The sequence below is a fragment of the Actinocorallia sp. A-T 12471 genome (genome assembly GCF_033875155.1).
In the GTDB taxonomy this organism is placed as follows: domain Bacteria; phylum Actinomycetota; class Actinomycetes; order Streptosporangiales; family Streptosporangiaceae; genus Actinocorallia.
Genome location: NZ_JAWZTE010000002.1, coordinates 435,295 through 461,917, shown reverse-complemented (window position 1 = coordinate 461,917; position 26,623 = coordinate 435,295). Strand labels below are relative to the sequence as shown.

The following is a 26,623-nucleotide window of genomic DNA, read 5'->3' as shown; positions in this document are numbered from 1 at the left end:
TCGGGGTGGGGTGGGGTGGGTGTTGTTGAGCGGGGTCAGGGGGTGGCGGCGAGCCACGCGCGGACGGCGGCGGCGTCGGCGTCCAGCACGGGCGGGGGATCGTGCAGGTCGCGGGTGGTCTCGGTCTCCTCGCCGGTCTCGGTGAGGGCGAAGGTGCGCAGCGCGGAGCCGGGGAGGGCGATCTTGCCGAGGCTCCGGTGCTCGACGTCGATGAGCAGGCGCTGGGAGCGGGTCTGCTCCCACGCGTAGACCTCGTCGAGGGAGCGGACCCGTCCGGCGGGGATGCCCGCGGCGGCGAGGCGGCGCAGCAGCTCGTCCGGCTCGAAGTCGGCGAACACCGCTTCGAGCAGGGCGGTGAGGTCGTCCCTGCGCGCGAGGCGGTCGGCGTTGGTGGCGTAGCCGGGGTCGTCGGGGAGGTCGAAGGCGGCGCGGAGCCTGTGCCACATGGCGTCGTTGCCGCAGGCGATCTGAACGCTCCCGCCCGCGCAGCGGAACAGGCCGTAGGGCGCGATGGTCGGGTGCTGGTTGCCCTGCGCCGCGCCGAGGTCACCGGCGACGGTCCAGCGGGTGCCCTGGAACGCGTGCGCGGCGATGACCGAGGCGAGCAGCGAGGTCCTGACGACCTGGCCGCGCCCCGTCCTGTCGCGCTCCCGCAGCGCGGCGAGCACGCCGAACGCGCCGTTCATGCCCGCGAGGAGGTCGGCGATCGGCACGCCGACGCGCTGGGGGTGGTCGGGGTCGGGTCCGGTGAGGGACATCAGCCCCGCCTCGCCCTGCGCGATCTGGTCGTATCCGGCGCGGCCCGCCTCGGGCCCGTCGTGGCCGAACCCGCTGATCGACAGCACGACGAGGCGCGGGTTCAGCCGCGTCAGCCGCTCGGTGCCGAAGCCGAGCCGCTGGAGCACGCCAGGTTTGAAGTTCTCCAGCAGCACGTCGGCGCGCTCGATCAGCCGGGCGAGGACTGCGGCGTCGTCGGCGTTCTTCAGGTCGAGCGCGATCGACTCCTTGTTCCGGTTGCAGGACAGGAAGTACGTCGACTCGGTGGTGCCGTCGTCGGCGGTGACGAACGGCGGCCCCCAGGACCTCGTGTCGTCGCCGCCGGGGCCCTCCACCTTGATCACGCGCGCGCCGAGGTCGCCGAGCATCATCGCGGCCTGCGGCCCGGCGAGCGCCCGGCTGAGATCGACCACGAGCAGCCCGGCGAGCGGCCCACCGGAGGGCTGGCCCGTCATGGCTTGGCCGCCGGGTTCGGCCGGATCACCAGCATGCTCACGGGCAGGTTCGTGCGGTTCTCCACGGCGCGCGGCGTGCCCTCGGTGAGGCGCGCGCCGTCGAGGGCGGTGAGGACCGTGGCGTCGCCGTCGGCGTCGGTGAGGGTGAGTTCGCCGCTCAGCACGAGGTACAGCGTCTCGGCGGGGACCGGCGCGAGGTCGGCCCTGCCGCCCGGCAGGTAGTGCGACAGGGCGACCGTCACCGCCCCGTCGTATCCCGCGCCGCCGAAGAGGTGGACGGGTCCGACGCCCTCGTGGCCGTCCGGCGTGAAGCGCGCGGCGCTGGCGAGCTGGGAGATGTCTATCGGCACGGTGGCACTCGATTCTGGGGACTGGCTGTGGGGGAACCGTAAGAGCAGTCCCGGCAAAGTGTCAACATTTTGCGCCGAAGTATCTGGAGCGGCTTCGGCCTCTGAGAGTTGGAACAGGGGATACTTGGGGAAGCTCCCGAGGAATGTAGACAGTTTCCAGCGTCTCGGGGCCGCGCGTTGGCCGTCCCGGGGAGGCGCGGACATGATCGAACATGCCCTGATACTGACTTTAGAGTACATTAACCTGCATGTCAGGTATCAGTGAGCCGTCCGGCGTGCGGGTCCCCGGGGAGATCGTCCAGGCGACCCTGCGGGCGGCACAGGCGCGCGGCGTGCCCGTGGCGGACGTGCCGCTGCGGGACATCGCCCAGGAGGCGGGGATCTCGCGGAGCACGCTGGTGCGCAGGCTCGGCGGCAACAGACAGGCCCTGGACGAGGCGCTGCGGGCCGCCGGGGTCGAGGTGGGCGGCCGGAAGCCGGTCAGGGAACGCGCGATCGAGGTCACCGGCGCGCTGATCAGCGCCGAGGGGCTCGGCAGGGTGACGTTCGAGCGGGTCGCGGCCGCCGCCGAGTGCTCGGTGCCCGCCCTCTACGCGGTCTTCGCCGGACGTGACGACCTCCTGCGCGCGGTCTTCGACCGCTACAGCCCCATCGTGGAGGTCGAGACGTTCCTCGCCGGTTCGCACGAGGAGTTCGCGGAGACCGTCCACCGCGTCACCCGGCTCATGGCCGACGCGCTCGAGCGCGAGCCGCGCGTGCTGCCGAGCCTGCTCGCCGAGGTCTTCACCCGCCCCGGCGACGCGGACATCGCGGTGCTCTTCGAGAGCCTCACCCCGCGGCTGCTCGCCGGGCTCGGCGCGTGGCTCGCCGCGGAGGCCGAGGCGGGACGCGTCCGCGACCTCCCCCCGCTGCTGCTCACCCAGCTGATGACCGCCCCGCTCCTCCTGCACCTCCTGCTGCGTCCCGTCGCCGAGCGGAGCGCCGCCGCCGCGCTCCCGGGCAGGGACGAGACGATCCGCACCTTCGCCGAGGCGTTCCTGCGGGCCGTCGCGCTGCCCGCGCCGCCGGACCCGTCATGACGCGGTCCGGCGGCGGCCCAGGAGGCATGCGCGCTCAGGCGTCGGTCTCCGCGGCGGTCGCCCGCTGTGCCTCGACCTCGGCGAGGCGTTTGCGCAGCGCGGCCGTCGCGGCATGGTGGCAGTCGCTGCCCAGGACGAGGCGCAGCGGCGCGGGCCGCACGTCCGCGCCGGCGATGATCTTCGCGGCGACCTTGGCGGGGTCGCCGGGCACCGGAACCGCGACGTCCTTGAACGCGCGCACCGCCGCGGCGGGGGTGCCGTCGTAGGCGGACAGCGGCCGGCTGAGCCGGAGGCTGCTGCCCGCGAACGACGTGCGCGCGCCGCCCGGCTCGACCAGCGTCACCTCGACGCCGAACGGGGCGACCTCGGCGGCGAGCGCCTCCATGAACCCTTCGACGCCCCACTTGCCCGCGTGGTACAGCGAGGCGCCGGGATGCGCGGCGAGCCCGGCGACCGAGGAGATCTGGATGATCCGTCCGCCGCCCTGCGCGCGCAGATGCGGCAGCGCCGCCCGCGCCGTCTGGATCGAGCCGAGCAGGTTCGTGGTGATCTGGTGGACGACCTGGTCGTCGGTGAACTCCTCGGCGGCCCCGAACAGCCCGTAGCCCGCGTTGATCACGACGACGTCGATCCCGCCGAGCGCGGCGAAGGCGGCGTCGACCACCTCGCGCACCCGCGCGAGATCGGTGACGTCGAGGCGCCCGACCCAGAACATGTCGCCGTACTTGTCACGGAGATCGTCAACCGACCCCTCGCGCCGTACCGTGCCCGCCACCCGCTCGCCACGGGCCAGGAGCTGCTCGGCGAGCTCGCGTCCGAAGCCGCTGTTGACGCCGGTGATGAACCATGTGCGTATCGTCATGAGATCCACCCTCGCCGCGGCCCATGGCCCCCGCCAGTTCCCCGTTGTTCCTGGTAGCAGGGGGGACACCCACCTCAGGGAGCCGCGACGTAGGCTTGTTCGGGTGGACAACGCCCTGGGAGACTTCCTGCGCGCGCGGCGCGAGCGGGTGAGCCCCGCCGACGTCGGCCTGCCCCCCGGACACGGCATGCGCCGGGTCCCGGGCCTGCGCCGCGAGGAAGTGGCCATGCTCGCCGGGATCAGCGTCGAGTACTACCTGCGGCTCGAGCAGGGCCGCGACCGCAACCCGTCGGCGCAGGTGATCGACGCGCTCGCCGGGGTCCTGCGCCTCGACGCGGAGGGCACCGCGTATCTGACGTCGCTGGCCCAGCCGAGGCCGCGGCGCAGCGTCGGCGCGCCGGACGAGCGCCTGCCCCGGGGGCTCGAGATGCTGCTCGGCACCCTCAACGTGCCTGCCCTCGCCGTCAACAAGTACAGCGACGTGCTCGCCGCCAACCCGCTGGCCAGGGCGCTGTCCCCGGACATGGCGCCGGGCCTGAACCGGCTGCGCGTGCTGTTCACCGACCACGCGGCGCACGGCTTCGCCGAAGACTGGGACGAGTACACCGCCGTCGCGGTGGCCCATCTGCGCGCCCAGATCGGCTCGGACAGCGACGACGAGCGGCTGCACGCGCTGATCGGCGAGCTTTCGCTGAAGAGCGAGCGGTTCCGTCAGCTGTGGGCGCGGCACGACGTGCGCTCCGCCCAGGAGGTGACCTTCCGGATCAGACATCCCCAGGTCGGCCCGCTGGAACTGCTCGTGGAGAAGTTCCTCGTGGTCGGGACCGTCGGCATCGAGGTGATGCTCCTGCACGCCGAGCCCGCCTCCCGCACGGCCGACGCCCTCGCCCTCCTCGCCTCGCTCAACGCCTCATGAGCGAGCGGGGCGAGCAGGGAGGGCGGTCCTCAGCCGGACGCCGGATCGAACTTCAGGTGTGAGGTGATCCGGTACCTGTCGCCCCGGTAGATCGACCGGGTGAACTCCACGAGGCGCGCGGTGGTGTCCCGCGTCGTCCGTTCCACGAGCAGCGCCGGGGCGTGCAGCGGGACGGCGAGGTGGCTCGACTCCTCGGGGTCGGTGACCGTCGGCTCGATCGTCTGGACGGCGTCGGAGACCGTGACGCCGAAGCGGGTCCGCAGCAGGTGGTAGAAGTTCCCCTGCTCCATGTCGGCCGCCTCAAGACCCCGCACGAGGTCGTGCGGCACGTGGATGCGCTCTATCGAGATGGGCTCGCCGTCGACCGTGCGCAGCCGCACGATGCGCAGCACCGGCTCGGACGGGGACAACTGGAGCTTGCTGCCCATCGCCGCCCCCGCCGGGAAGGTCTCGAACTCCAGCACCGCGCTCAGCCAGGTGCCCTCGGCGGGCGGGACGGCGAACGCGTTGGTCGAGGTGCCCGACAGCTGCTGGTTGACCTTGTTCGGGCTGGTGAACGTGCCGCGCCCGTGCTGCCGGACGAGCAGACCGGCCTGCGTCAGGTCCTCCACCGCCGCCCGCAGCGTCGGCCGCGAGACGCCGAGTTCCTGCGCGAGGTCGCGCTCGGACGGCAGCGGGGTGCCCGGCGCGTGCTGCTCGATGAGGTCGAGGAGATAGTCGCGCACCCTGTCGCGCTTGAGCCCGCTCACGCCGGGACCTCCCCGTGCGCGACGCCGAGCCGCGCGAGGTGCGGCCGCAGCCGCGCGGTGAACCCCGCGAAGTCCTTCGGCAGGTCCGACCAGGCGGTCTCGGCCAACGCGCACAGCCTCGGGTAGGCGAGGTACTCCACCTCGGCGGGGGTCGCCGCGAACTCAGTCCACAGCTGGGCCTGTGCGCCGAGGACGGGTCCTGGCTCGAACCGGTAGACGTCGGCGAGAGTGATGATCGCCCCTTCCTGGCCGAGGGGTTCGTGCGGGCTGCCGGTCTGAGGGTAGTCCAGATAGGTCCACCGGTACGGGGTCATGATCACCTCGTGACCGCGCGCTGCGGCGTCGGCCGCGTGGACGGGATCGCGCCACGCCATCACGGCCGCGCCGGGCGGCGGCGGTGAGGCGGAGTGGGCCGCCTCGTCCCAGCAGACCGCCCTGCGCCCGTGCTCGGCGAGGAACCCGGCGATCTCCCCGAGGAACCACCCGTGCAGCTCGGCGGGCCTGGCCAGGCCGAGCGAGGCCGCGCGCTCGCGGGCCGCCGCGCTGTTCTCCCACTGCCGGGTCGGGCACTCGTCGCCGCCCAGGTGGATGTCACGCGAAGGAAAGACCTTCATCACCTGGCGCAACACCTCGCGGCAGAACTCGAGCGTCTCGTCCTGGACGCCGAAGACGTGCTCGCTGATGCCCCAGCCCGTCCAGACCGGAAGCGGCCGCGCCGCGTCGTTGCCGAGCTCGGGGTAGGCGGCCAGCGCGGCCATCGCGTGCCCCGGCATCTCGATCTCCGGCACGATCCGCACCCCGCGCACGTCGGCGAACGCGACGAGTTCGGCGAGCTCGGCCTGGGTGTAGTAGCCGCCGTGCGGGGTCCCGTCGAAGGCGGTCGACCCGGCCCGGCCGACCATGCTCTCGGTCCGCCACGCGCCGACCTCGGTCAGCCTGGGGTACCCGTCGATCTCGATCCGCCAGCCCTGGTCGTCGGTGAGGTGCAGGTGCAGCACGTTCAGCTTGTGGAACGCGAGCTGGTCCACGAACCGGTACAGGAACTCCAGCGGCATGTGGTGCCTGGCGACGTCGAGGAGCGCGCCGCGCCACGCGTACCTTGGTGTGTCGGTGATCTCGACGTGCGGGACGCGCCCGTTGTCGGTCCTGAGCTGCCTAAGGGTCTGGACGCCGAACGCGAGCCCGGAGCGCCGCGCCGCCGTCACCTCGATCCCCGACGGGCCCACGGCGAGCCGGTAGCCGTCGCCGTCCGGGATCGCGGGGTCGAGGGTGAGCCGCACAGGGGTCGGGCCGTGCCCGAAGTATCCGGTGAGGAGCCCCGCGGTGCGCGCGTCGCCCGTGACGGTGACGCCGTCGAGCGCCAGCGAACCGGGCAGTTCGCGCAGTTCGCCGGGAAGAGGAACCAGGTTGATCATCCTTTGACCGCCCCCGAGGTCATACCGGCGACGAGACGCCGTTGGATCAGCAGGAAGAAGACGACGACAGGCAGCGTGAACAGCGTCGAGCCCGCGATGAGCCCGCCGTAGTCGGTGCCGGTGTTCGAGGAGAAGGACACGAGCCAGAGCGGCAGCGTGTAGTTGGCCTGGTCCTGCATCATCACGTAGGCGTAGATGTAGTCGTTCCAGGCGGTGATGAACGCGAAGACGCTCGTCGCGATGAGCCCCGGCATGACCAGCGGCAGCAGCACCTTGCGCATGACCGTCGCGCGCCCCGCCCCGTCGACCATCGCGGCCTCCTCCAGCTCGACGGGGATGCCGTGCATGAACCCGCGCAGCGTCCAGATCGTGAACGGAAGGACGAACGCCACATAGGTGAGCGAGAGGCCGACCGGGCTGTCGAGCAGGTTGAGGCTCTTCATCCCGAGGAACAGCGGGATGACCAGGGCGGGCTGCGGGATCATCTGCACGAAGATCACGCCGAGCAGGAACCCGCGCCGGCCGAGGAACCGGAACCTGGTGAGCGCGGTCGCCGCGAGGAACGCCACCACGATCGACACCGAGACCACCGACACCGCGACGATCAGGCTGTTGGCCAGGTAGTCCCAGAAGTGCGGTTTGTTCAGCGCCGAGATGAAGTTGTCGAAGCTGAGCGGCCACGGCAGGAAGTCAGGGGTCTCGTCGAGGATGTCCCCGTACGGCTTGAACGCGGTGTTCACCATCCAGTAGACGGGGAACGCCCAGACGACGCAGAAGACCACGGCGGTCCCGTTGAGCAGGAACCTCTTCACAGTTCCTCCCCTGCGCGCACGAGCCGCCGCACGTAGTACGCGGTCAGCCCCATCAGCAGCACCACCGAGACGACGGCGATCGCCGCGCCCCGCCCGTAGGCGTTGGAGCTGAACGCCTCGGTGAACGACAGCACGCTCAGCGTCGTGGTCCCGCCCTGCGGGCCGCCGCGCGTGAGAATCCACAGCTGGTTGAACACGTTGAAGTCCCAGATCACCGACAAGATCGTCACCAGCAGCAGGATCGGCCGCAGGAACGGCAGCGTGATCGCGCGGAACGACGCCAGCGGCCCCGCCCCGTCGATCGCGGCCGCCTCGTAGTAGGCGCGCGGGATCTGCGACAGGCCCGCGTACAGGGTCAGCGCGACGAACGGCACGGACTGCCAGACGACGAGCAGCCACACGATCCCGAACGCCGACAGGGGCGTGGCCAGCCAGTCGTGCTGGCCCGCGCCGAGCGCCCAGTTCACCACCCCGTACAGCGGCTGGAACAGCCACTGCCAGATCAGCGTCGCCGCGACGTTCGGCACGGCCCACGCGGTGATGAGCACGAACGTGACGGCGCCGCGCATCCGCTTGCCGAGCCGTCCCATGAGCAGCGCGACGCCGAGGCCGATCCCGAGCGTCCCCGCGACGAGCGCGCCGCAGAACAGCACGGTGCGCAGCAGCGCAGGGAAGAACTCCGACGAGGCGAGGTCGCGGTAGTTGGCGAGGCCCACCCACTCGGCGGTCCCGGTGAACAGCGCGCGCAACCCGAAGTCCTGGAACGACAGGATCAGCAGCTTCACCAGCGGATAGCCGAGGATCAGCGCGAACAGCGCGGCCGCCGGGGCGAGCAGCAGATAGGGGACGCCCGGCCCACCACGGGCCGGGCGTCGTCGGAACGACACGGTCATGAGGCGTTGAGCGCCTGGGCGAGGTGCGCGTCGAAGTCCTTCGCCGCGTCCGCGACGGTCTTGCGGCCGGTCGCGATGTCGGCGAAGAAGGTGGACAGCGACTGGTCGGTCTCGATCGTCGCCCATCCGGCCGTCGCCGGGGTGGCGACGCTGTTCTGGGCGGCCTTGACGAACGCCTGCGAGGTTTCCGGGAGCGTCCCGGAGACCTCGGCGATCAGCTCGGTGGAGACCGGGGTCCACCCGTCGAGGCCGACGATCGCCTCCTTCTGCACCTCGGGGCTCGTCGCGGCCTTCAGGTACTCGAGGGCCAGGTCGGCGTCCTTGCTCTTGACGGGGATCGCCAGGTCGGTCCCGCCGAGGAACACCGGCTGGGTGCCGTCGCCTTCGAGCGACGGGAACGGGAACGTCCCGATGTCGCCCTCGAGCTCGGGCTTGTTCTTCAGGATCGTCTTGATGCTGGAGTCGACGATCGCGCCGACCTTCCCGTCGGCGAACAGCGCCGCCTGGTCGGGCGCGCGGTTGCCGACGTTGCGCGACGCGGGCACCGAGTAGGCGTTCTGGAAGTCCTTCCACGCGGTGAGCCCCTTGATGGACTCCGGCGAGGACAGGCCGCCCGCCCAGGCGTCGCCGTTCTTGACCGCGAGCTGGCCGCCGGCGTCCCAGAGGAACTGGACCGCGCCGAACCAGTACTGGCCCGGCAGGTAGAAGGGCGAGAAGTCCTTCGCGGTGTTCTTTGCCTTGATCTTGTCGAGCGCGGTCTTGAGCTCGGCGAACGTCTTCGGCGGCGCGGTGACGCCCGCGTCGGCCCAGATCTTCTTGTTGTAGACGACGGCCCGGTTCCCGGCGAACAGCGGCGCGGCGTACAGCTTGCCGTCGACGGTCGCGGGTCCGGCCAGGCCCGGCAGCCAGGTCTGCCCGGCGGAAAGGTCGCTCTGCTTGTCGGTGATGTCGAGCAGGCCGCCGCTCGCGGCGAACAGCGGCACGTTGGTGTTGCCGATCGCGACGACGTCCGGCGGGTCGTTCTGCGCGAGCGCGGTCGAGATCTTGGTGTTGATCTCGTCCCACTGCTGGATCTGCAGGTCGACCGACGCCCCGGTCGCCTCGGTGAACTTCGTGCCGATCGCCGCGACCGCCTGGTCGGACAGGTCGCCTTCCATCATCCAGACGGTGATCGTCCGGGCCTCGTTGTTCGTGGCGTCGTCGTCTCCACCGCATCCGGTGGCCACGACAGCCACCACTGAGGCAAGAACAGCGCCAAGGACCTGCCGCCGCATCAGCGAACCTCCGGTCATTAGGGGGGTAAGGGGGGATTGCCCCGCACCCTCCCACCTGACCACTGGTTAGGTCAAGACCCGATTTCAGCTAGCCACTTGATGACCACTGGTCAACTATGCGGAGGTCCGGGCTCACCGTGGTCACGCGTGACGCAGTTTTCATGCGGATGAAATCCGGGGGTCGGTACCTTGCGATCATGGACAAGATGCGGGCCATGGAGTTGATCCTCGAGGCGAAGGCGCGTAAGGGGCTGACGTTCTCGGAGATCGCGGAGGCCGTGGACCAGCACACGGTGTGGACGACCTCGGCGCTGCTCGGACAGCAGCAGATGAGCATGGCCGAGGCCGACGCGGTGGTCGACCTGCTCGGCCTCGACATCGACGTCGCGCGGGCGCTGCAGTCCCCTGCGGACAAGGGGTCGCTGCCCGCCGGGGTGCCGACCGACCCGCTCATCCACCGGTTCCACGAGATCGTGCAGGTCTACGGGACCACGCTGAAGTCGATCATCTGCGAGGAGTTCGGCGACGGGCTGATGAGCTCGACCGACTTCCGCCTCGACATCGAACGGGTCGCCGACCCGGCCGGCGACCGCGTGCGCGTCACCCTCGACGGGCGCTTCGAGCCGTACCGGAAGTGGTGAAGGCGTAGTCGTCGAGGTCGAAGTGGCCAGACGCCCACCACAGTGCGGGGCCGGACTGGGCACGGATGTAGGGGACGTCGCCGTGCCTGTCGAAGTAGTAGGAGTTGCTCCCCGCGCACACCGGACGGGCGAAGATCGTGCCCGCGATGCCCGCGCGCATCCGCTCGGTGTAGGCGTCGTGCGGGCCCTGTTTGACCGTCATCCGGGTCGCGCCGCGCCGCCGCGCCTCGGTGACGCACCGGACGATGTGCCGCGTCCCGGTCTCGATCATGGTGAACCATGACGCGCCGGACACCGAGTACGGCCCGTTCATGAGCCAGAAGTTCGGCGTCTGCGGCGAGGCGACGCCCTCGTAGTTCTGGTACCTGTGCGCGTCCCAGAACGCGCCGAGCTCGATCCCGTCGAGCCCGTGGACGGGGAACGCCGGCGTCGCGCCGAGTTCGAGGATCTTGAACCCGGTGGCGAGGACGAGCGTGTCGATCTTCCGCTCCACGCCGTCGGCGGTGACGATCCCGGTCGCGGTGATCCGCTCGATCGGCGTGGTGACGAGCTCGACGTCATCGCGGTTGTACGCCGCGAGGTAGGAGTTCGAGAACGAGGGGCGCTTGCACCCGAACCCGTACGAGGGCGTCAGCTTCTTCCTGGTCTCCGGGTCGCGCACCTGACGCCGCAGGTGCGCCCGGCACACCCGCTCGATCAGCGCCGACAGGAACGGCATCCGCCGGTGGTGGATGACCCCGAGCACGAAGATCGCCTCGGTGAGCGCCGTCGTCACCAGGCGCACGAGCCGTTGCAGCCCGGGAACGACCCGCAGCATTCCGCGCACCACGGGCGGGATCGCGAAGTCGAGCTTGGGGAACACCCAGATCGGCGTCCGCTGGTACACGTCGAGGTGCGCGGCACGTTCGGCAAGGTGCGGGATCACCTGGAGCCCGGACGCCCCGGTCCCGATGACGGCCACCCGCTCGCCCGCCACGTCATGGGTGTGGTCCCACCGCGCGGTGTGCACGATCTTCCCGGCGAAGTCCTCGATACCCGGAATGTCGGGCGTCTTTGGCTGGTCGAGCGGCCCGACCGCGCCCACGAGGAACCGGCACGTCACCTCGCCCGCGCTCGTCGTCAGCCGCCACATGTCGTGCGCCTCGTCGAAGTCCGCGCGCTCCACAAAAACGCCGAGCCGCAGCTTCGACCGCAGCCGGTACTTGTCCGCGACGTGCTCGGCGTAGGCGAGCAGTTCCCTGCCGGGCGCGAACGCACGGCTCCACCCGGGGTTCGGCTCGAACGAGTAGCTGTAGGTCGCCGACGGGATGTCCACGGCCACCCCCGGGTACGTGTTGTGCCGCCACACGCCGCCGACGCCGTCGGCCGCGTCGAGGATCGCGAAGTCCTCGACGCCCGCCTCGCGCAGCTTGATCCCGACGCAGAGGCCGGAGAACCCGGCCCCGACCGCGACGACCGCAAAGTCCACGGGGTCCACGAGCCGCTCCTTCCGAGGGAATCCGGATACCGACGGTAGGTAGCGCGCATTTGATGTGTCAATGGGTATCTGGATACCATTGGTATCTATGTCGAGGCTGAGCCGCGCCGAAAGCCAGGCGCGCACCCGTGACCTGCTGCTCCGCACCGCGCGCGAACTTTTCCTGCGCGACGGCTACCACGCGACGAGCCTGGAGAAGGTCGCCGACGCGGCGGGGTTCTCCAAGGGCGCGGTCTACAGCAACTTCGCCACCAAGGACGCGCTGTGCGAGGAGGTCATCGCGCAGGTGCGCGGCGAACACGTCGCCGCCATCGCCGCGCTGTTCCTCGCCGAGGGCTCCCTCACCGAGCACCTCCGCGCGTTCGACGCCTGGGCCGAGACCACCGTCGGCGACCCCGGCTGGACCCTGCTCGAAGCCGAGTTCGCCATCCACGCCGCGCGCTCGGCCCCCGAGGCGCGCGCCCGCGTCGCCGAGGGAGGCAGACAGGCCGCCCGCGCGCTGGCCGACCTGCTGCGCGCCGAACTCCGCCGCACCCCGAGGGACCTGCCCCTCCCGGTGGACGAACTCGCAGAGACCATCCTGGGCCTTGGCATAGGGCTCGGACTGCGCAGAGCCGTCGATCCGGAACTGTCGCCGAGGCCGCTCGGCGACCTGATCAGGCTCCTGCTCGCCCGCTGAGCACGGGCCGCACGCCCGACGCGGGACGCGTCAGCGCCGCCCGGTACCGCTGCACGACGATCTCGGCCAGCTCGGGAGCCGCGCCGAGCACCGGCGACACCGCGTACGCCCCGGCCTCCTCGGCCGCGGTGCGGACCTTGTCGGCGAAGTACCCGGGCGCGAGGAAGTACGAGGCGACCACAACCCTCGGCGCTCCGGCCTCGTACAGCGCGCTGACGGCGTCCGAAGGGGTCGGCGTCGTGGCCGAGGCGTAGGCGGCGCGCACGTCCCACCACCCGCGCTCCCGCCAGGTCTCCGCCATCCCCGCGATCACCGCGTTGGCCGACGGATCGGACGAGCCCGCCGCGACCAGCACCACTGCGGTGTCCGGCGACGGCGTCACGCCGACCTCGGCGAGCCGCCGCTCGAGCGCCCCGAACATCAGCGGATGCGGCCCGAGCGTCCCGGTGACCCGCACCGACAGCCGGCGGTTGCGCCGCCGAGCCGTCTCCAGCACGCCCGGAATGTCGATCTTGCTGTGATAGGCCGCGGTGAGCAGCAGCGGCAGCACCACCGCCGAGTGCACGCCTTCCAGCACGTGCACCGGCGACGGCGGAGCGTGGTCGAGGTAGGAGGTCCTGACGTTCACGCCCCGCGCGCGCACGAGGTCGAGAAGGGACTCCACGGTCGCGGTCGCCCGCGGGTCACGTGACCCGTGCGCGACCGCGACGAGCGGCGGCCCCGGCGTTCTTCTCATCAAAGATGAATGCCGCATTCGACCTTGCCGAGCCCCGACCAGCGGCCGCTACGCGGGTCCGCGCCAGGCTCGACCCGTGACGTGCACGGCTCGCAGCCGATCGACGGGTAGCCGTCGTAGTGCAGCGGGTTGACGAGGATTCCGTTGTCGGCGATGTAGTTGTCGACGTCGTCCTCGGTCCAGTTCAGGATCGGGTTGACCTTGACCATCTGCCGCCGCCGGTCCCACTCGACGACCTTCATGTCCTTGCGCGAGCGGGTCTCGTCCGCGCGCACCCCGGTGAACCACGCCATGTAGCCCTCGAGCGCGCGGCCGAGCGGCTCGACCTTGCGCAGGTGGCAGCACAGGTCGGGGTTGCGCCCGTACAGCCGCGGCCCGAGGTCCCTGTCCTGCTCGGCGACGGTCCGCTGCGACGTCACGTTGATGACGTTCACCGGGTAGACCGCCTCGACGGCGTCGCGGGTCCCGATCGTCTCCACGAAGTGGTAGCCGGTGTCCACGAACAGCACGTCGACCCCGGGACGGACCTTCGACACGAGATGGATCAGCGCCGCGTCCGACATCGACGACGTCAGACAGATCCGGTCGCCGAACGTCGCCGACGCCCAGCGGACGATCTCCAGCGCGGAGGCGTCGGCGAGCGCGGCGGCGGCCGAGTCGACGATGTCCTCCAGGGAAAGGGAGGGGCGAACGTCGAGCCGCGCCGGATCCACCTTGGCAGGGTCCAACTTGGCCGTGTCCAACACCGTCACCGGGGGGCTCCAATCCCGAGGAAGCTCAAACGGAACTTGCGGGCACAGGCCCGGCAGTGCCAGGTCCCGTCCCCCTCGTAGGGAACAAGATCTTCGTCACCGCAGTACGGGCAGTAGAACGGGGCCGCTCGCTCGCTCATTCCCGCCTACTGCAGGTCGGCGTCGGCGGCGCGCTGCACCCACTGGGCGAACTTCTCGCCCTCGGCGCGCTGCGCGTCGTACTTGCGCACGACCCGCTCGACGTAGTCGGTGAGCCCGGCGGACGTGGTCTTCAGGCCGCGCACCTTCTTGCCGAAGGTGGTGCCGAGCTCGCCGCCGAGGTGGATCTGGAAGCCCTCGACCTGGTTGCCGTCCTCGTCAAGGACGAGCTGGCCCTTGAGGCCGATGTCGGCGACCTGGATGCGGGCGCAGGCGTTCGGGCAGCCGTTGACGTTGATCGTCAGCGGCTGGTCGAAGTCGGGGAGGCGCTTCTCCAGCTCGTCCATGAGGTCCATGGCGCGCTGCTTGGTCTCCACGATCGCCAGCTTGCAGTACTCGATGCCGGTGCAGGCCATGGTCTGGCGGCGGAACACCGACGGACGCACCCGCAGGTCGTGCGACTCGAGCTCGGCGGCCAGCGCCTCGGTGTTGGCCTCGGGCACGTCGAGGATGACCATCTTCTGCTCGGCGGTCGTCCGGGTGCGGCCCGAGCCGTACTTCTCGGCGAGGTCGGCGATGACGTGCAGCTTGTCGCCGTTGGTCCGGCCGACGCGCGGCGCGAAGCCGACGTAGTAGTTGCCGTCCTGCTGCCGGTGGATGCCGACGTGGTCGCGCTGCGCCTTGGGCGGCGCGGGCGGCGGGCCGTCGGGCAGCGCGTAGCCCAGGTACTCGTCCTGCAGGACCTGGCGGAACTTCTCCGCGCCCCAGTCGTTGATCAGGAACTTGATGCGGGCGCGGTGGCGCAGGCGGCGGTAGCCGTAGTCGCGGAAGACCGAGATGACGCCCTTCCACACCTCGTGCACCAGCTCGGGCTTGACGAACACGCCGAGCCGCTTGGCGAACATCGGGTTCGTGGACAGGCCGCCGCCGACGAACAGGTCGTAGCCGGTCTCGCCCGCCTCGTTGACGACGCCGACGAACGCGATGTCGTTGATCTCGTGGACCGTGCAGTGCGAGGAGCACCCGGAGATCGCCGACTTGAACTTGCGCGGCAGGTTCGAGAACTCCTTGGAGCCCAGGTACCTGCTGGTGATGTCGTCGATCTGCGGCTGGCCGTCGATGATCTCGTCCTCGGCGATCCCGGCGAGCGGGCAGCCGATGATGACGCGCGGGGAGTCGCCGCAGGCCGTCATCGTGGACAGGCCGACGCTGTGCAGCTTCTCCCAGATCGCCGGGACGTCCTCGATGGCGATCCAGTGGTACTGGATGTTCTGCCGGTCGGTGATGTCGGCGGTGCCGCGCGCGTAGTCGTTGGAGATGTCGGCCAGCACCCGCAGCTGGGCGGCGTCGAGCTGGCCGCCGTCGATGCGCACCCGCATCATGAAGTAGCGGTCGTCGAGCTCCTCCTCCTCAAGAAGGCCCGTCTTTCCGCCGTCGATGCCCGGCTTGCGCTGGGTGTACAGCCCGTACCACCGGAACCTGCCGCGCAGGTCGGCCGGGTCGATCGAGTCGAAGCCGCGCTTGGCGTAGATGTCGATGATCCGACTTCCCACGTTGAGCGGGTCGTCGTTCTTCTTGCTCTCTTCGTTCTTGTTCAGCGGCTCGCGGTATCCGAGGGCCCACTGGCCCTCACCACGCTTACGGGGTGGCACGGCGCGCGTCTCCCAGAGGTCGTGTGTCTAAGCGGAGGACCGCATGGCGGGACCGGGGACGTGCTCGGCAGTGAGCGATAAACGAGGTCGCCGGTAAGCCACGGGCCCGGAAAAGTCGTCGGGCGTGGTCTGGGCGTTACCGACAGATGGCGCTGCGGACCCGGAGGAAGTCCACGTGCCGGCGCGTCACCAGCAACGGGTCGATGGCAGCAGTCATGCCATGACTTTGACACGCGGTAGCGGCCATTGTCCAGCCGCGTCCGGCATGTGGACAGGCACGGGAGATCAACTTCACCCCTGCCTGACCCAGTTCAGGGGTGGTTCGTCCACCGGTTCGGACGGCGGCTGGTGCTGGCAGTCGCACCAGGTTCCACCGGGGCAGTCCTCGTGGTGACGGTTTCGGCACTGGAGGCAGATCATGCTTCAGTGTCACCTATCGTGACGAGTGTCCGATACCACAGCAGTGTGTCGGACATCATAGACCGTCGACCTCCAGGAACCCGCGGCACGAACTCACCAGTTGGGGCGAGAGCGAATGATCCAGGTACGCGACCCCCTACGGTGTTGTCCGTGACGTCAGCCGTCCCGCGGGTGGTGGAGTCCCCCGCAGCACCGCCCGCCCGCCGCGCCGCCGCGCTGGGGCGGGTGCTGTGGCTGCTGGTGCGCGGCACGACGGTCACCGCCTTCAACTACCGGATCACCGGGCTCGCCGCCGAGGCGGCCTTCTGGGCGCTGCTGTCGCTGCCGCCGCTGGTGCTCGGGCTGATCTCCAGCGTCGGCCACCTGCGCGGGCTGCTCGGCGCGGAGACGGTCAACGAGATCAGCGGCTGGATCATCGAGAAGTCGCGCGCGTTCCTCACCGAACCGGCGGTCGACAGCGTCATCGTCCCGCTGGTGGACGACGTGGTGCAGGGCGAGAAGATCGCGATCATCTCGGTCGGCTTCGTCATCTGCCTGTGGGCGGGCTCGCGCGCGATGAGCGTCTACGTCGACACCATCACCATCACCTACGGGCTCGACGGCGTCCGAGGGGTCATCCGGACCAGGCTCCAGGCGTTCCTGCTGTACATCGTCGGGCTGTTCGTCGCGGTGCTGGTGATCCCGTTCATGATCATCGGCCCGGCCCTCGTGCGGAACACGATCCCGGCGAGCGCGCGGGTGCTGTCGTGGTGTTACTGGCCTTTCACCGTCGTCGTATTGATCCTTTTCCTGTCGTTGCTCTATCACCTGAGCGTTCCGGTGCGCACCGCGTGGTGGCGCGAGATGCCCGGCGCGGTGGTGGCGATGGCGTTCTGGGTCGGCGGCAGCGTCCTTTTGCGGATCTACCTTTCCGGGACGGTCAGCGGGGTGTCGGTGAGCGCGTCCCTGACGGCCCCGATCGCCTTCATGGCCTGGCTGTATGTCACCGCCTTCGCCGTCCTGGTGGGGGCGTGCCTGAACGCCGAGGTCGACAAGCTCTGGCCGAGTGTGAGCACCTCAAGGGCACGCGCCGCGGCATTGGTAAAGAATTCGGGCGTCAATCACTAATCCCGGCAAAGTTCGCTTAGCCTAGCTTTTTATGACGGCCCTCAACGTAGACGCCCGTATCCGCACGGTCACGGGCCCCGCTCAGCTCTCCGCGCTCACCGGACGCGTCCTGTCCCGCGAACACCTGCGGCTCGACCTGCGCTGGCCGGTCCGCGCGGACTCCGACCCGCACCGCTGGCTCGACGAGGAGCTCCACGTCGCCGCCGAGCTGACCGCGCTGCGCAAGGAGCATGAGCTCGGCCTGGTCGTCGAACTGACCTGCCTCGGCATGGGCCGCGACGCCTCCGCCCTCGCGCGGATCTCCGCCGCGAGCCGGGTCGCGGTCGTCGCCTCCACCGGCTACTTCACCGACCCGTTCCACCCGCTCGCCATGGCCGACATGGACCACGAGCAGATCGCCGAGCGGCTGATCGCCGAGATCGGCTTCGGCATGGACGGCACCAGCGTCCTGCCCGGCGTCATCGGCGAGGTCGGCTTCTGGGGCGAGACCCCCACGCCGGGGGAGGAGAAGGCGCTGAAGGGCGCGGCCCTGGCCGCCCTGGAGACGTCGCTTCCCGTCGCCACCTACGGACGGCCCGGGCTCGCCCAGCTGGAGATCCTGATGGAGATGGGCGTCGCCCCCGAGCGGATCGCCGTCGGCCAGCAGGACGTCGCGGCCGACCCCGGGGTGCACCGCAAGATCGCCGAACTCGGCGCGTACGTGTCGTTCGGCGACCTCGCCCACTCCGGCGACGCGTCGCTGAAGTTCGCCCTCGAGCTGATCGAGGCGGGCCACGCCGACCGGCTGCTGCTCGGCTCGGGCGTCACCCGGCAGAGCCACATCGCGCACTACGGCGGCCCCGGCTTCGGCGCGGTGCTGACCGAGTTCGTCCCCGCCCTGCGCGCCTGCGGCGTCGACGACGGCACGCTCGACCTGATCACCCGGGAGAACACGCTCCGCTGGCTGTCCTCGCGCCTGTAGGTCGGCGCGGACACCGAACCCTTTCCCCGGGTCCCGGAGAACTGTCCCGTCAGAACGTGAGCGCCGCCACGAGACGCGTAACACAAAAGGCCCTCCGATGGAGGGCCTTTTCGCATTTCCCTGGGTCACGCGGCACCGACCGTGGAACGGTGCATTGTGCCGGGAACGCAAACGGCCTCGCGAAGTGCGAGGCCGGAGGCGCATCTGTGTGGTGCCGGGGTTGTCGGCGGCCGATCTTTACGCGGCGTTGGCGCGGCGCATACGACGGCGACGCTCGGAGGCGCGCTCGTCCTCGTTCAGCCCGCCCCACGTGCCGTACTTCTCCGGACGGGAGACGGCGTAGTCGAGACACTCCGTGCGGACGGGGCAGCCCATGCAGACCTGCTTGGCCTTGCGCTCTCGGATCTCCCGCTCGGGCTGACGCTCGCCGTCGGGGCCGAAGAAGAGCACAAGGTCTTCCCCCCGGCACGCGGCGGCGTCCTGCCAGCCCCAGCTGGGACGGGGGAGGTTAGCCTGCCGACGTACCTGAGCCATGAAACACCCACCTCAGTTGATTTCTGAGCAAATAAGGACATAGACGTTGCCGACGCTTGGTAGCGTCAGAATTTTCAACGTCCGGAGTTGCCGCTGTGTTCCCTATGATGGGTGAGCCCGCGGCGCAGCATCCCCTTGAATGGGGCCTCGCAGAGATTACACGAGGGCCGCCTCGCTGTGAAGGGCCAGGTCCCTCATTTGGTATGTCTGGACCGTCTCATCGCAGTCGTGACCGCAGCTTCCAGGGCCGCGCACCAGTTCAACTGTGCCGGACCACACGTTTCCGGCGGCTGTGACCCTCGTCATATAGGGGCCGGTACCGGTGACGGATATTACCCTGACTTGGTCCAGACCCAGCAATCCGGTGTGCGCCCGGACGAAGTGCTCGGCCGCCTGGGCCGGCTCGGGAATCCCCGCCCGTCCGCGCAGCCTCTCCAGCACCACCTCGCCGCGCAGGTACGCCTCGACGGCGTCGCGCGCCGCCTCGCCGTCCAGCGCCCCGTAGTAGATGCCGTGCGGCAGGCACACGAGGTTGGCCGCGTACCTGTCGCCGCCGACGTGGCTCGTCTCCCAGACCAGGTCGCCGTAGCCGGCGGCCAGGCCGCGCGCGAGCGGCGCGCCCGTGCGCGCGCAGCAGGCGTTGCGCTTGGCGTGCGTGCAGACCAGGAGAAGCGGCTCGAGGGTGGGCTCGCCGAAGCCGGGACGGCGGCCGAGCGCCACCGCGGCGAGGTCGAGATCGTCGAGTTCGGCGAGGTCGGCGACCACCCGGGTCTCCAGCCACGGGTCCTCCCCGGACCACCCGACGTACACGCGCAGCGGCGGCGTCGGGGTGCGGCGGCCGGTGCGGCGGATCAACTGCGGGCGGACGCCGTGCGCGATCGCCCGGTCGATCACCGGGAGGCCGAGTTCCTCGATCTTGCGCGGCCAGGGGCCGGAGTGCTCGATGAGGAGCCAGGAGTTGGCCTTCGTCGTCGCGCTCGCCAGGCAGGGCGTCTGTCCCAGGTGACCTCCTGGGCAGTGCTCACACGAGACCGAGCGTGACAAAGGAAAAACCTCCCCCGGGGCAATAGTTAGGACACCCTAACCTAACTTGTCCTTCCCCTGCCACCCCGGGTGACACACCTCGGCCCCGTGGAAGTTTCGTTCAGAAATAGCCGCTGGCCAGCGGCATCGCCCGCGCGCGGTCGGAATCGGACAGCCCGAGCCGGGTCCTGCGGTCCACAAGATCCTCGGCCGTCAGCGCGCCCTCATGCCTGACCGCCCACTCCCACTCGACCCGCATCTGGGGACGCCCCGTGAGCACCGGCTCGAGCAGCGACGGGTCGTCGGCGGCCAGCTCGGCCATCTGGGCGGCCTCCGCGCCGTACCTGCGGACCAGACGCGACGGTGCCTTGATCCGCGCGAGGTCGGTGAAGGAGGCGGCCCCGACCAGGGGGATCTGTGCGGTCGGCGAAGGCGGGACGGCGAGGCCGAGCGCGTCCACCGCGTCCTCAGCCATCCTGCGGTAGGTGGTGAGCTTGCCGCCGACGATGGTGACGACGCCGTCGGGGGACTTCAGGACGGCGTGCCTGCGGGAGATGTCTGCGGTGGCTCCTGCGGCGGCGTCCTTGCCGTCGAGTTGGAGGAGGGGACGCAGGCCCGCGAAGGCTCCCAGGACATCGGAGCGGCGTACCTGGACGTCGAGGACCGTGCCGAGGACGTCGAGGAGGAAGCCGATGTCGGACTCCGGCGGGACGGGGACGTCGGGGATGCCGTCGGACGGCTCGTCGGTGAGGCCGACGTAGACGCGTCCGTCGTCCTGGGGGAGTACCAGGGCGAAGCGGTTGAGGGTGCCGGGGATCGGGATGTGCAGGCCGGTCCGCATTCCGCCGAAGAGCGTGCCGTCGAGGACGAGGTGGGTGCCACGGGACGGGCGCAGGGTGATGCCGGGCACGAGGGAGCCCGCCCAGACGCCCGCCGCGTTCACGACCTTGCGGGCGCGGAGGTCGTACTCGGCGCCGGTGAGTTCGTCGCGGACCCTGACGCCCTCGCCGGTCACCTCGAGCGCGCGGCAGCGGGTCAGGATGCGCGCGCCCCTGCCTGCCGCCGTGCGGGCGATGGCCGTGACGAGCCTGGCGTCGTCGTGGAGCTGGCCGTCCCAGGACAGCAGGCCGCCGCGCAGGCCCGCCGCGCGCAGCACCGGCGCGCTGCGCAGCGTCGCCGCCGCCGACAGCCGCGACGGGCCGGGCAGCACGCCGCGCGGCGTGCCCGCGCTCCTGCGCAGCAGGTCGCCCGCGTGCAGGCCCACCGACGTCAGCAGCTCGTTCCGGCGCGGGACGAGCGGGGTCAGCGGCAGCACGAACGGCATCCGCCGGGTCAGGTGCGGTGCGGTGCGCGTCATCAGGACGCCGCGCTCGATCGCGCTCTCCCGCGCCACGTCCACCTGGCCGGACGCCAGGTAGCGCAGGCCGCCGTGGACGAGCTTGGAACTCCACCGCGACGTGCCGAACGCCAGGTCGTGGGCGTCGATCGCGGTCACCTTCAGGCCGCGCGCGGCGGCGTCGAGCGCCACGCCCGCGCCGGTGACGCCGAGGCCGACCACCAGGACGTCGGCGATCTCGTCGGTGGCGGCGGCGAGGTCGCGGACGCGTCGTGCGGCGTTGAGTGAAGTGCTCATGGGGTCCTCGCTGAGGGTCAGGGCGTCAGGGTGCGTTCGAGGATGAGGCGGAGTTCGGCGTCGAAGGCGTCGTCGGACAACGCGCCGTCTCCGGCCATTGTGGGAAGGGACAACGCGAAGCCCTGTACGACAAGGAGAAGCGCGCGCGCTTGGAGGGGAGCGGAGCCGGGGCGTATCGAGCCGTCGCGGTGGCCCTCGCCCAGGGCGTCCTCGATGAGGTCGAGGAACGCCTCCTGGCTCGCGCCGGTCCGGGTGAGCAGATAGGGGAGCAGCAGTTCCGGGTCGACGTCGATGATCTTGCGGAGCAGCGGGTGTTCGCGGAAGGCCCGGGTGCCCCGGACCAGCGTCTCCACAAGACGGCTACGGGCGTCGCCGGACGCGGCGGTATCGACCACGGAGACGGCGAGGGCGAGCCACTCGCGCGTCATGAGGTCGCCGACGATCGTGCGCACGTCGGGCCAGCGACGGTAGAGCGTCATCCGGGAGACGCCCGCGCGCCGCGCGATGTCGGTCAGTGTGGTGCGGCGCACCCCGACGGCGAGCACACAGTCCCGCGCGGCGTCGAGGACCGCGTCATTGGACGCCGTCCCCTTGGGTTCGGCGCTCCGCGCGGTGCTCCCGGGCGCGGGGCCGCCGCGCGCGGGGCCGTCGGGCGCGGCGTCGGCACGGCCGGTGTTGTGACGAACTGACGTCATGTGTCACAGTGAACCACACCCGAGCTGTCCGAACGAACGAGGAGCGAGTATGTCGGAAACCGAGATCTCCTGGTCCGGATGGGGCGACCCGGCCAAGGCCGCGCCGCTTCCGGAGAAGATCACGGCACTGCTGCGCGACCTCCTCGGCGTCAAACCCCGCGAGGTGCCGCCCGTCGCGCTCGAGGACATCGCGCCCAGGCCGTCACGGCTTTCGACGGCGGCGCTCCAGGCCCTCGCCGACGTCGCCGTCGTCAGGACCGACGCCGAAAGCAGGGTCAGGCACACGCGCGGCAAGTCGACGCCGGACCTGCTCGCGATCCGGCGCGGGGACGTCTCGGACGCCCCGGACGCGGTCGTGCTGCCCGACTCGCACGAGGCCGTACTGCGGGTGCTCGAACTGGCGACCGAGCACAGGTTCGCGGTCGTCCCGTTCGGCGGGGGGACGTCTGTCGTGGGCGGTCTCGCCCCGGACGACACGGGTTTCGCGGGGTTCGTCGCACTTGATCTGCGGCATCTCGACGGGCTCGTCGCCGTCGATCCCGTCAGCAGGACCGCGACGCTCGAACCCGGCCTGCGCGGGCCGCGCGCCGAGGAACTGCTCGCCGAGCACGGGTTCACCCTCGGGCACTTCCCCCAGTCGTTCGAGTGGGCGAGCATCGGCGGGTTCGCCGCCGCGCGCTCAAGCGGGCAGTCTTCCGCCGGGTACGGGCGGTTCGACGAGAACGTCGTCGGCCTCACCGTCGCCACGCCCACCGGGACGCTCACGCTCGGCAGGACGCAGAAGTCGGCGGCCGGGCCCGACCTGCGCCAGCTCGTCCTCGGGTCGGAGGGGGCGTTCGGGGTGATCACGTCGGTGACCGTGCGGGTCCGCCCGGTGCCCGAGGTGAAGGTGTACGAGGGGTGGCGGTTCCCCGACTTCGCCACCGGGTCGGCCGCGCTGCGCCGGATCATCCAGGACGGACCCGTCCCGACCGTGCTCCGGCTCTCGGACGAGACCGAGACGCTGGTCAACCTCGCCCAGTCCGGGGCGATAGGGGAGGAGGGCGGCAACGGCTGCCTCGCCATCGTCGGCTTCGAGGGCGAGCCGCGCGAGGTCGCCGAAAGGCGCGCGCGGGTGCGGGAGATCCTCGCGGAGCAGGGCGGCACGGACCTGGGTGAGGGCCCGGGGGAGGGGTGGGCGCACGGCAGGTTCGCCGCGCCCTACCTGCGCGACTCCCTGCTGGACGTCGGCGCGTTCGTGGAGACCCTGGAGACCACGACGTTCTGGTCGAACATCCCCGAGCTCTACAAAGCGGTCCTCGCGGCATTGCCCGGCCATCTCGTCATGTGCCACATTTCGCACGTGTACCCCTCGGCAGCCTCGCTGTACTTCACGATCGTCACGCCCGACATCGACTGGGACGTCGCCAAGCCGGCCGTCAACGCGGCGATCCTCGCGGCGGGCGGGTCGATCAGCCACCACCACGGCGTCGGCACCGACCACCGCGCCCCCTACGCCGAGGAGATAGGCCCGCTCGGCGTTGAGATCCTCCGTGCGGTCAAGGCACGGCTCGACCCGGCCGGGGTCCTCAACCCGGGGGTGCTGGTCCCGTGAGGTCGTTCACGGCGATCGTGAACCCCACTGCGGGGGGCGGCTCGTCGGCGCAGACGCTGTTCGCCCTCGCCCGCCTCCTCCGCGACGCGGGCGCGCCCCTCCAGGTCGACTACAGCCGCGACCTCCGCCACGCCGCGACCCTCGCCCGCGAGGCGGCCGCCCGGGGCGACACCGTCCTGGGCGTGGGCGGCGACGGCATCGTCGGCACCGTGGGCGGAGCCCTGGTGGGCACGGGCGCGGAATTCGGCATAGTCCCCGCGGGCCGAGGCAACGACTTCGCCCGCCAGATCGCCCTCCCCAAGGACTCCAGGTCCCTCGCCGAACTCCTGCTCCACGGCGACGCCAAGCCCACCGACGCCATAGAAGCCGCAGGAGAACCCGGCCTGGGCAGCGTCTACGCGGGCGTCGACGCCCTGGCCAACGCCTACGCGAACAAGACATGGCTCAAGGGGAAGGCGTCCTACACGTGGGGCGCGGTGAAGGCGTTCGCCACCTGGAAGCCCGTCACCTACACGATCACCATGGACGGCACCCGCCTCGACCGCCCCGCCTACACCGTCGTGGCCGCCAACTCCGGCTACTACGGCTACGGCCGCCGTATAGCCCCCCACGCCTCGGTGGAAGACGGCCTCCTTGACGTGGTCATCATCAACCACTCGTCCCCCCGCCTCTTCCTGACCGTCATGCAGGAGCTCGAATCCGGCAAGCACGTCCACCGCCCCCAGGTGGAACTGCACAGCTGCCGCGAAATCCACATCGCCGCCTCCCGCCCCCTGCCCTACGGCTGCGACGGCGAACTCCCCGGGTGGCTCCCCCTGACCGCCCGCGCCCTCCCCGACGCCCTCAACCTCATCCGCCCCTGACCCCGCCCCCGGCCCCGTCGCGGCCGGAACGCACCGCCCAACGCCGGGCTATGTGCCGGTTCCGCCGGAGTTCTCGGCGTTTGGGCGGGGTGGGGGCCGGTTAGGGTCGGGGTATGCGGACCTTGTTGAACGTGATCTGGCTTGTGCTGTGCGGGTTCTGGATGGCGTTGGGGTACTTCGCGGCGGGGATCATCTGTTTTGTACTGATCATTACGATTCCGTTCGGGGTGGCGGCCTGGCGGATCGGGGTGTTCGCGCTGTGGCCGTTCGGGAAGAAGGTCGTGCAGAAGCCGACGGCCGGGGCGGCGTCGGCGATCGGGAACGTGATCTGGATCATCGTGGCCGGGATCTGGCTGGCGATCGGGCATCTGACGACCGGGATCGCGCTGTGCCTGACGATCATCGGGATTCCGCTGGGGATCGCGAACTTCAAGCTGATCCCCGTGTCGTTGACGCCGCTCGGACGGGAGATCGTGTCGGCCGACGACCCGCGGAACGCGTCGGTGGGGTTCTGACGGGGCCGTATCCCGGGAAAGATCACTTCCGGCTCTTGATCCGGAACGGTCCGGCGTGGTCGCCTTGAGGGGTGACCTCCCCCCGAAGCTCACACAACGCCTCCGTATGGGGCTGCCAGGAGCCCGGCGTCTACACCGATCTCGGTCCGCGGCCCGCGCTGTCGTGGATGCGTCCGTCCGTGCTGTGGCGGTCCCGTAACGACGTCATCGCCAAGTGGTTCGGCGACCCCGTGGACGAGGTGCGCCGCCGCTGGGTCCAGGTGCCGCAAGAGACGCCCATGCGTACGGAAGGGGAGACCTTCTCCTTCCTTGTCCTCGGCGACACGGGCGAAGGAGACTCCTCCCAGTACGCCGTCGTCCCCGGCATGCTCCGCGTCGGCCAAGGCACCCGCTTCGCTGTCGTGGCGAGCGACGTCAACTACCCGGTCGGTTCGGTCAACGACTACGGCCAGACGTTCTTCAAGCCCTACCAGGCGTATCCCGCCCCGATCTACGCGGTCCCGGGGAACCACGACTGGTACGACGGCCTCGAAGGCTTCATGCGCGTCTTCTGCGACAGGATCGGCGACGGCGCGCCCGGCCCGACCTGGAAGCCCAGGTACGCCAGGCTCGCGACGAAGCTGTGGCGCAAGCCGGAGCCCACCGACGAGGACGCCTTCACCGCCGCCCGCGCGCTCAGGGCCCAGCCCTCCCAGCAGGCCAAGCAACCGGGCCCCTACTGGTTCATCGACAGCCCCCGCCTGCGCGTCGTCGGCCTCGACACGGGGATCGGCGGCGGCATCGACCGCGACCAGGGCGAGTGGCTGCGCCGCGTCTCGGCCGATCCCCGGCCGAAGCTCCTCATCACCGGCAAGCCGATCTACCGCAACAACGAGTACCGCCCGTGCCAGATCGAGGGCGGCGGCACCGTCGACGAGATCGTCCGCACGACCGGGTACGTCGCGGTCATCGGCGGCGACATCCACAACTACCAGCACTATCCGGTCGACGTGGACGGCCACCGGATCGACTACCTGGTCGCCGGAGGCTCGGGCGCGTACATGCACGCCACTCACACCATCCCCGCGGTCGACATAAGGCGCGACGGCGAGACGATCGTGGACGAGGACGCGTTCTTCTGCCACCCCCTGCGCGGCGACTCCCTGGTCTTCTACAGCCGCCTGTACGCCGACCGGCTACGCCGCTTCGGCCTGCGCAGGTTCTTCGAACTCGACTACCCCGAGGCGGCCGCCGCCGTCTCAAGGAGGCTCGGCGTAGCGCCGACGCGTCCTGAGGCCCAAGGCGTCGTCCCGGGATTGCGCGCCCGTATGGTCGCCTCCCTCCTCGCCGTCCCCGACGGACGCAAGCGCAGGCCCCTTCTGCGCCTCCCGGTGAACATGCCCTACCACCGCCTGTTCTCCGAGGCGTCCGACAGCGACGCGGCCCCCTTCTTCAAGACCTTCCTGCGCCTCGACATCACCCCCGGCGAGCTGCACATCCGCTGCTTCGGCGCGACGGGCTGCCGGGCGCAGGAGCTCGAACCCCCGGTGGAACACGAACTGCGCATCTCCCTGCGCTGACCGTGTTCTGCCGATCTATTCCGGCGTCCTCACGTGGCGGTCGTCACCGCTTGTTACGGTCG

Annotated in this window: 27 protein-coding genes; 10 read left to right on the top strand and 17 right to left on the bottom strand. The window is 70.6% G+C overall.

The annotated features are described in order from the left end of the window. Positions 1–35: 35 nt before the first annotated feature. Together R9X44_RS07130 and R9X44_RS07125 are read right to left on the bottom strand one after the other, a co-directional pair. On the bottom strand, positions 36–1,232 hold the full coding sequence (locus tag R9X44_RS07130; protein WP_319813184.1) for a CoA transferase: 1,197 nt from the start codon (positions 1,230–1,232) through the stop codon (positions 36–38). Beyond that, a complete protein-coding gene (locus R9X44_RS07125) occupies positions 1,229–1,582 on the bottom strand; it encodes a cupin domain-containing protein (protein ID WP_319813183.1) in 354 nt (117 codons plus the stop codon). The genes R9X44_RS07130 and R9X44_RS07125 overlap by 4 nt, the downstream gene beginning before the upstream one ends. Positions 1,583–1,830: 248 nt before the next feature. Here R9X44_RS07125 and R9X44_RS07120 point away from each other — a divergent pair, with 248 nt between their 5' ends. Next, the gene (locus R9X44_RS07120) at positions 1,831–2,661 is read left to right on the top strand and encodes a TetR/AcrR family transcriptional regulator (protein ID WP_319813182.1); all 831 of its coding nucleotides are present in this window, start codon (positions 1,831–1,833) and stop codon (positions 2,659–2,661) included. A 34-nt stretch (positions 2,662–2,695) separates the two neighbouring features. Here R9X44_RS07120 and R9X44_RS07115 read toward each other — a convergent pair whose 3' ends face one another. Further along, positions 2,696–3,523 (bottom strand): SDR family oxidoreductase, encoded by an 828-nt coding sequence (locus tag R9X44_RS07115; protein WP_319813181.1) that lies wholly within the window; start codon positions 3,521–3,523, stop codon positions 2,696–2,698. Positions 3,524–3,626: 103 nt separating this feature from the next. Here R9X44_RS07115 and R9X44_RS07110 point away from each other — a divergent pair, with 103 nt between their 5' ends. Beyond that, positions 3,627–4,439: a helix-turn-helix transcriptional regulator gene (locus R9X44_RS07110; RefSeq protein WP_319813180.1), complete on the top strand. Its 813-nt coding sequence runs from the start codon at positions 3,627–3,629 to the stop codon at positions 4,437–4,439. 29 nt (positions 4,440–4,468) lie between these two features. On the opposite strand, the gene R9X44_RS07105 is transcribed toward R9X44_RS07110, so the two are convergent. Genes R9X44_RS07105 through R9X44_RS07085 form a run of 5 tightly spaced genes read right to left on the bottom strand, consistent with a single transcriptional unit; the run spans position 4,469 to position 9,582 of the window. Then, complete coding sequence (locus R9X44_RS07105; RefSeq protein WP_319813179.1) at positions 4,469–5,188, bottom strand: GntR family transcriptional regulator; 720 nt, start codon at positions 5,186–5,188, stop codon at positions 4,469–4,471. Further along, entirely contained in the window at positions 5,185–6,603 is a 1,419-nt protein-coding gene (locus R9X44_RS07100) for a beta-N-acetylhexosaminidase (protein ID WP_319813178.1), read from the bottom strand. Before R9X44_RS07100 ends, R9X44_RS07105 begins: the two co-directional genes overlap by 4 nt. After that, entirely contained in the window at positions 6,600–7,415 is an 816-nt protein-coding gene (locus R9X44_RS07095) for a carbohydrate ABC transporter permease (protein WP_319813177.1), read from the bottom strand. The genes R9X44_RS07100 and R9X44_RS07095 overlap by 4 nt, the downstream gene beginning before the upstream one ends. Then, positions 7,412–8,308, bottom strand: coding sequence for a sugar ABC transporter permease (locus R9X44_RS07090; RefSeq protein ID WP_319813176.1), 897 nt, complete (start codon positions 8,306–8,308; stop codon positions 7,412–7,414). The genes R9X44_RS07095 and R9X44_RS07090 overlap by 4 nt, the downstream gene beginning before the upstream one ends. Next, a complete protein-coding gene (locus R9X44_RS07085) occupies positions 8,305–9,582 on the bottom strand; it encodes an extracellular solute-binding protein (RefSeq protein ID WP_319813175.1) in 1,278 nt (425 codons plus the stop codon). Before R9X44_RS07085 ends, R9X44_RS07090 begins: the two co-directional genes overlap by 4 nt. A gap of 197 nt (positions 9,583–9,779) precedes the next feature. On the opposite strand from R9X44_RS07085, the gene cynS reads away from it, so the two are divergent. Next, complete coding sequence (cynS, locus tag R9X44_RS07080; RefSeq protein ID WP_319813174.1) at positions 9,780–10,223, top strand: cyanase; 444 nt, start codon at positions 9,780–9,782, stop codon at positions 10,221–10,223. Here cynS and R9X44_RS07075 read toward each other — a convergent pair. Beyond that, on the bottom strand, positions 10,183–11,700 hold the full coding sequence (locus R9X44_RS07075; RefSeq protein ID WP_319813173.1) for an NAD(P)/FAD-dependent oxidoreductase: 1,518 nt from the start codon (positions 11,698–11,700) through the stop codon (positions 10,183–10,185). The two genes, cynS and R9X44_RS07075, sit on opposite strands and share 41 nt — an antisense overlap. Positions 11,701–11,788: 88 nt before the next feature. Here R9X44_RS07075 and R9X44_RS07070 point away from each other — a divergent pair, with 88 nt between their 5' ends. Continuing rightward, positions 11,789–12,379 (top strand): helix-turn-helix domain-containing protein, encoded by a 591-nt coding sequence (locus R9X44_RS07070; RefSeq protein WP_319813172.1) that lies wholly within the window; start codon positions 11,789–11,791, stop codon positions 12,377–12,379. On the opposite strand, the gene R9X44_RS07065 is transcribed toward R9X44_RS07070, so the two are convergent. From R9X44_RS07065 to R9X44_RS07050, 4 genes are read right to left on the bottom strand one after another with little or no spacing between them, the layout of a single operon-like run. After that, on the bottom strand, positions 12,357–13,115 hold the full coding sequence (locus R9X44_RS07065; RefSeq protein ID WP_319813171.1) for a sirohydrochlorin chelatase: 759 nt from the start codon (positions 13,113–13,115) through the stop codon (positions 12,357–12,359). The genes R9X44_RS07070 and R9X44_RS07065 overlap by 23 nt on opposite strands. Then, positions 13,115–13,828, bottom strand: coding sequence for a phosphoadenylyl-sulfate reductase (locus R9X44_RS07060; protein ID WP_413774921.1), 714 nt, complete (start codon positions 13,826–13,828; stop codon positions 13,115–13,117). The genes R9X44_RS07065 and R9X44_RS07060 overlap by 1 nt, the downstream gene beginning before the upstream one ends. A 35-nt stretch (positions 13,829–13,863) precedes the next feature. After that, positions 13,864–14,007, bottom strand: coding sequence for an Insertion element protein (locus R9X44_RS07055; protein WP_230612933.1), 144 nt, complete (start codon positions 14,005–14,007; stop codon positions 13,864–13,866). 6 nt (positions 14,008–14,013) lie between these two features. Next, positions 14,014–15,657: a nitrite/sulfite reductase gene (locus R9X44_RS07050; protein ID WP_319813170.1), complete on the bottom strand. Its 1,644-nt coding sequence runs from the start codon at positions 15,655–15,657 to the stop codon at positions 14,014–14,016. Positions 15,658–16,227: 570 nt separating this feature from the next. Between R9X44_RS07050 and R9X44_RS07045 the strand changes: the two genes are divergently transcribed. Together R9X44_RS07045 and R9X44_RS07040 are read left to right on the top strand one after the other, a co-directional pair. Continuing rightward, positions 16,228–17,184: a YihY/virulence factor BrkB family protein gene (locus R9X44_RS07045; RefSeq protein ID WP_319813169.1), complete on the top strand. Its 957-nt coding sequence runs from the start codon at positions 16,228–16,230 to the stop codon at positions 17,182–17,184. A 31-nt stretch (positions 17,185–17,215) separates the two neighbouring features. Then, positions 17,216–18,145 carry an aryldialkylphosphatase gene (locus R9X44_RS07040; RefSeq protein ID WP_319813168.1) on the top strand — a complete coding sequence of 310 codons (930 nt, stop codon included), beginning with the start codon at positions 17,216–17,218 and terminating at the stop codon, positions 18,143–18,145. A 237-nt stretch (positions 18,146–18,382) separates the two neighbouring features. On the opposite strand, the gene R9X44_RS07035 is transcribed toward R9X44_RS07040, so the two are convergent. From R9X44_RS07035 to R9X44_RS07020, 4 genes are all read right to left on the bottom strand, one after another. Then, the gene (locus R9X44_RS07035; protein ID WP_187247343.1) at positions 18,383–18,679 is read right to left on the bottom strand and encodes a WhiB family transcriptional regulator; all 297 of its coding nucleotides are present in this window, start codon (positions 18,677–18,679) and stop codon (positions 18,383–18,385) included. A 156-nt stretch (positions 18,680–18,835) separates the two neighbouring features. After that, positions 18,836–19,723 carry a sucrase ferredoxin gene (locus R9X44_RS07030; RefSeq protein ID WP_319813167.1) on the bottom strand — a complete coding sequence of 296 codons (888 nt, stop codon included), beginning with the start codon at positions 19,721–19,723 and terminating at the stop codon, positions 18,836–18,838. A gap of 100 nt (positions 19,724–19,823) precedes the next feature. Further along, on the bottom strand, positions 19,824–21,335 hold the full coding sequence (locus tag R9X44_RS07025; protein WP_319813166.1) for a glycerol-3-phosphate dehydrogenase/oxidase: 1,512 nt from the start codon (positions 21,333–21,335) through the stop codon (positions 19,824–19,826). Positions 21,336–21,352: 17 nt separating this feature from the next. Then, the gene (locus tag R9X44_RS07020; RefSeq protein ID WP_319813165.1) at positions 21,353–22,030 is read right to left on the bottom strand and encodes a TetR/AcrR family transcriptional regulator; all 678 of its coding nucleotides are present in this window, start codon (positions 22,028–22,030) and stop codon (positions 21,353–21,355) included. A 49-nt stretch (positions 22,031–22,079) separates the two neighbouring features. Between R9X44_RS07020 and R9X44_RS07015 the strand changes: the two genes are divergently transcribed. The 4 genes from R9X44_RS07015 (at position 22,080) to R9X44_RS07000 (ending at position 26,561) form a co-directional block, all read left to right on the top strand. Beyond that, on the top strand, positions 22,080–23,624 hold the full coding sequence (locus tag R9X44_RS07015) for an FAD-binding oxidoreductase (RefSeq protein WP_319813164.1): 1,545 nt from the start codon (positions 22,080–22,082) through the stop codon (positions 23,622–23,624). Next, on the top strand, positions 23,621–24,487 hold the full coding sequence (locus tag R9X44_RS07010) for a diacylglycerol/lipid kinase family protein (protein ID WP_319813163.1): 867 nt from the start codon (positions 23,621–23,623) through the stop codon (positions 24,485–24,487). Before R9X44_RS07015 ends, R9X44_RS07010 begins: the two co-directional genes overlap by 4 nt. 113 nt (positions 24,488–24,600) lie before the next feature. Beyond that, a complete protein-coding gene (locus tag R9X44_RS07005; RefSeq protein WP_319813162.1) occupies positions 24,601–25,002 on the top strand; it encodes a YccF domain-containing protein in 402 nt (133 codons plus the stop codon). 71 nt (positions 25,003–25,073) lie between these two features. Then, on the top strand, positions 25,074–26,561 hold the full coding sequence (locus tag R9X44_RS07000) for a metallophosphoesterase family protein (RefSeq protein ID WP_319813161.1): 1,488 nt from the start codon (positions 25,074–25,076) through the stop codon (positions 26,559–26,561). Positions 26,562–26,623 lie beyond the last annotated feature (62 nt).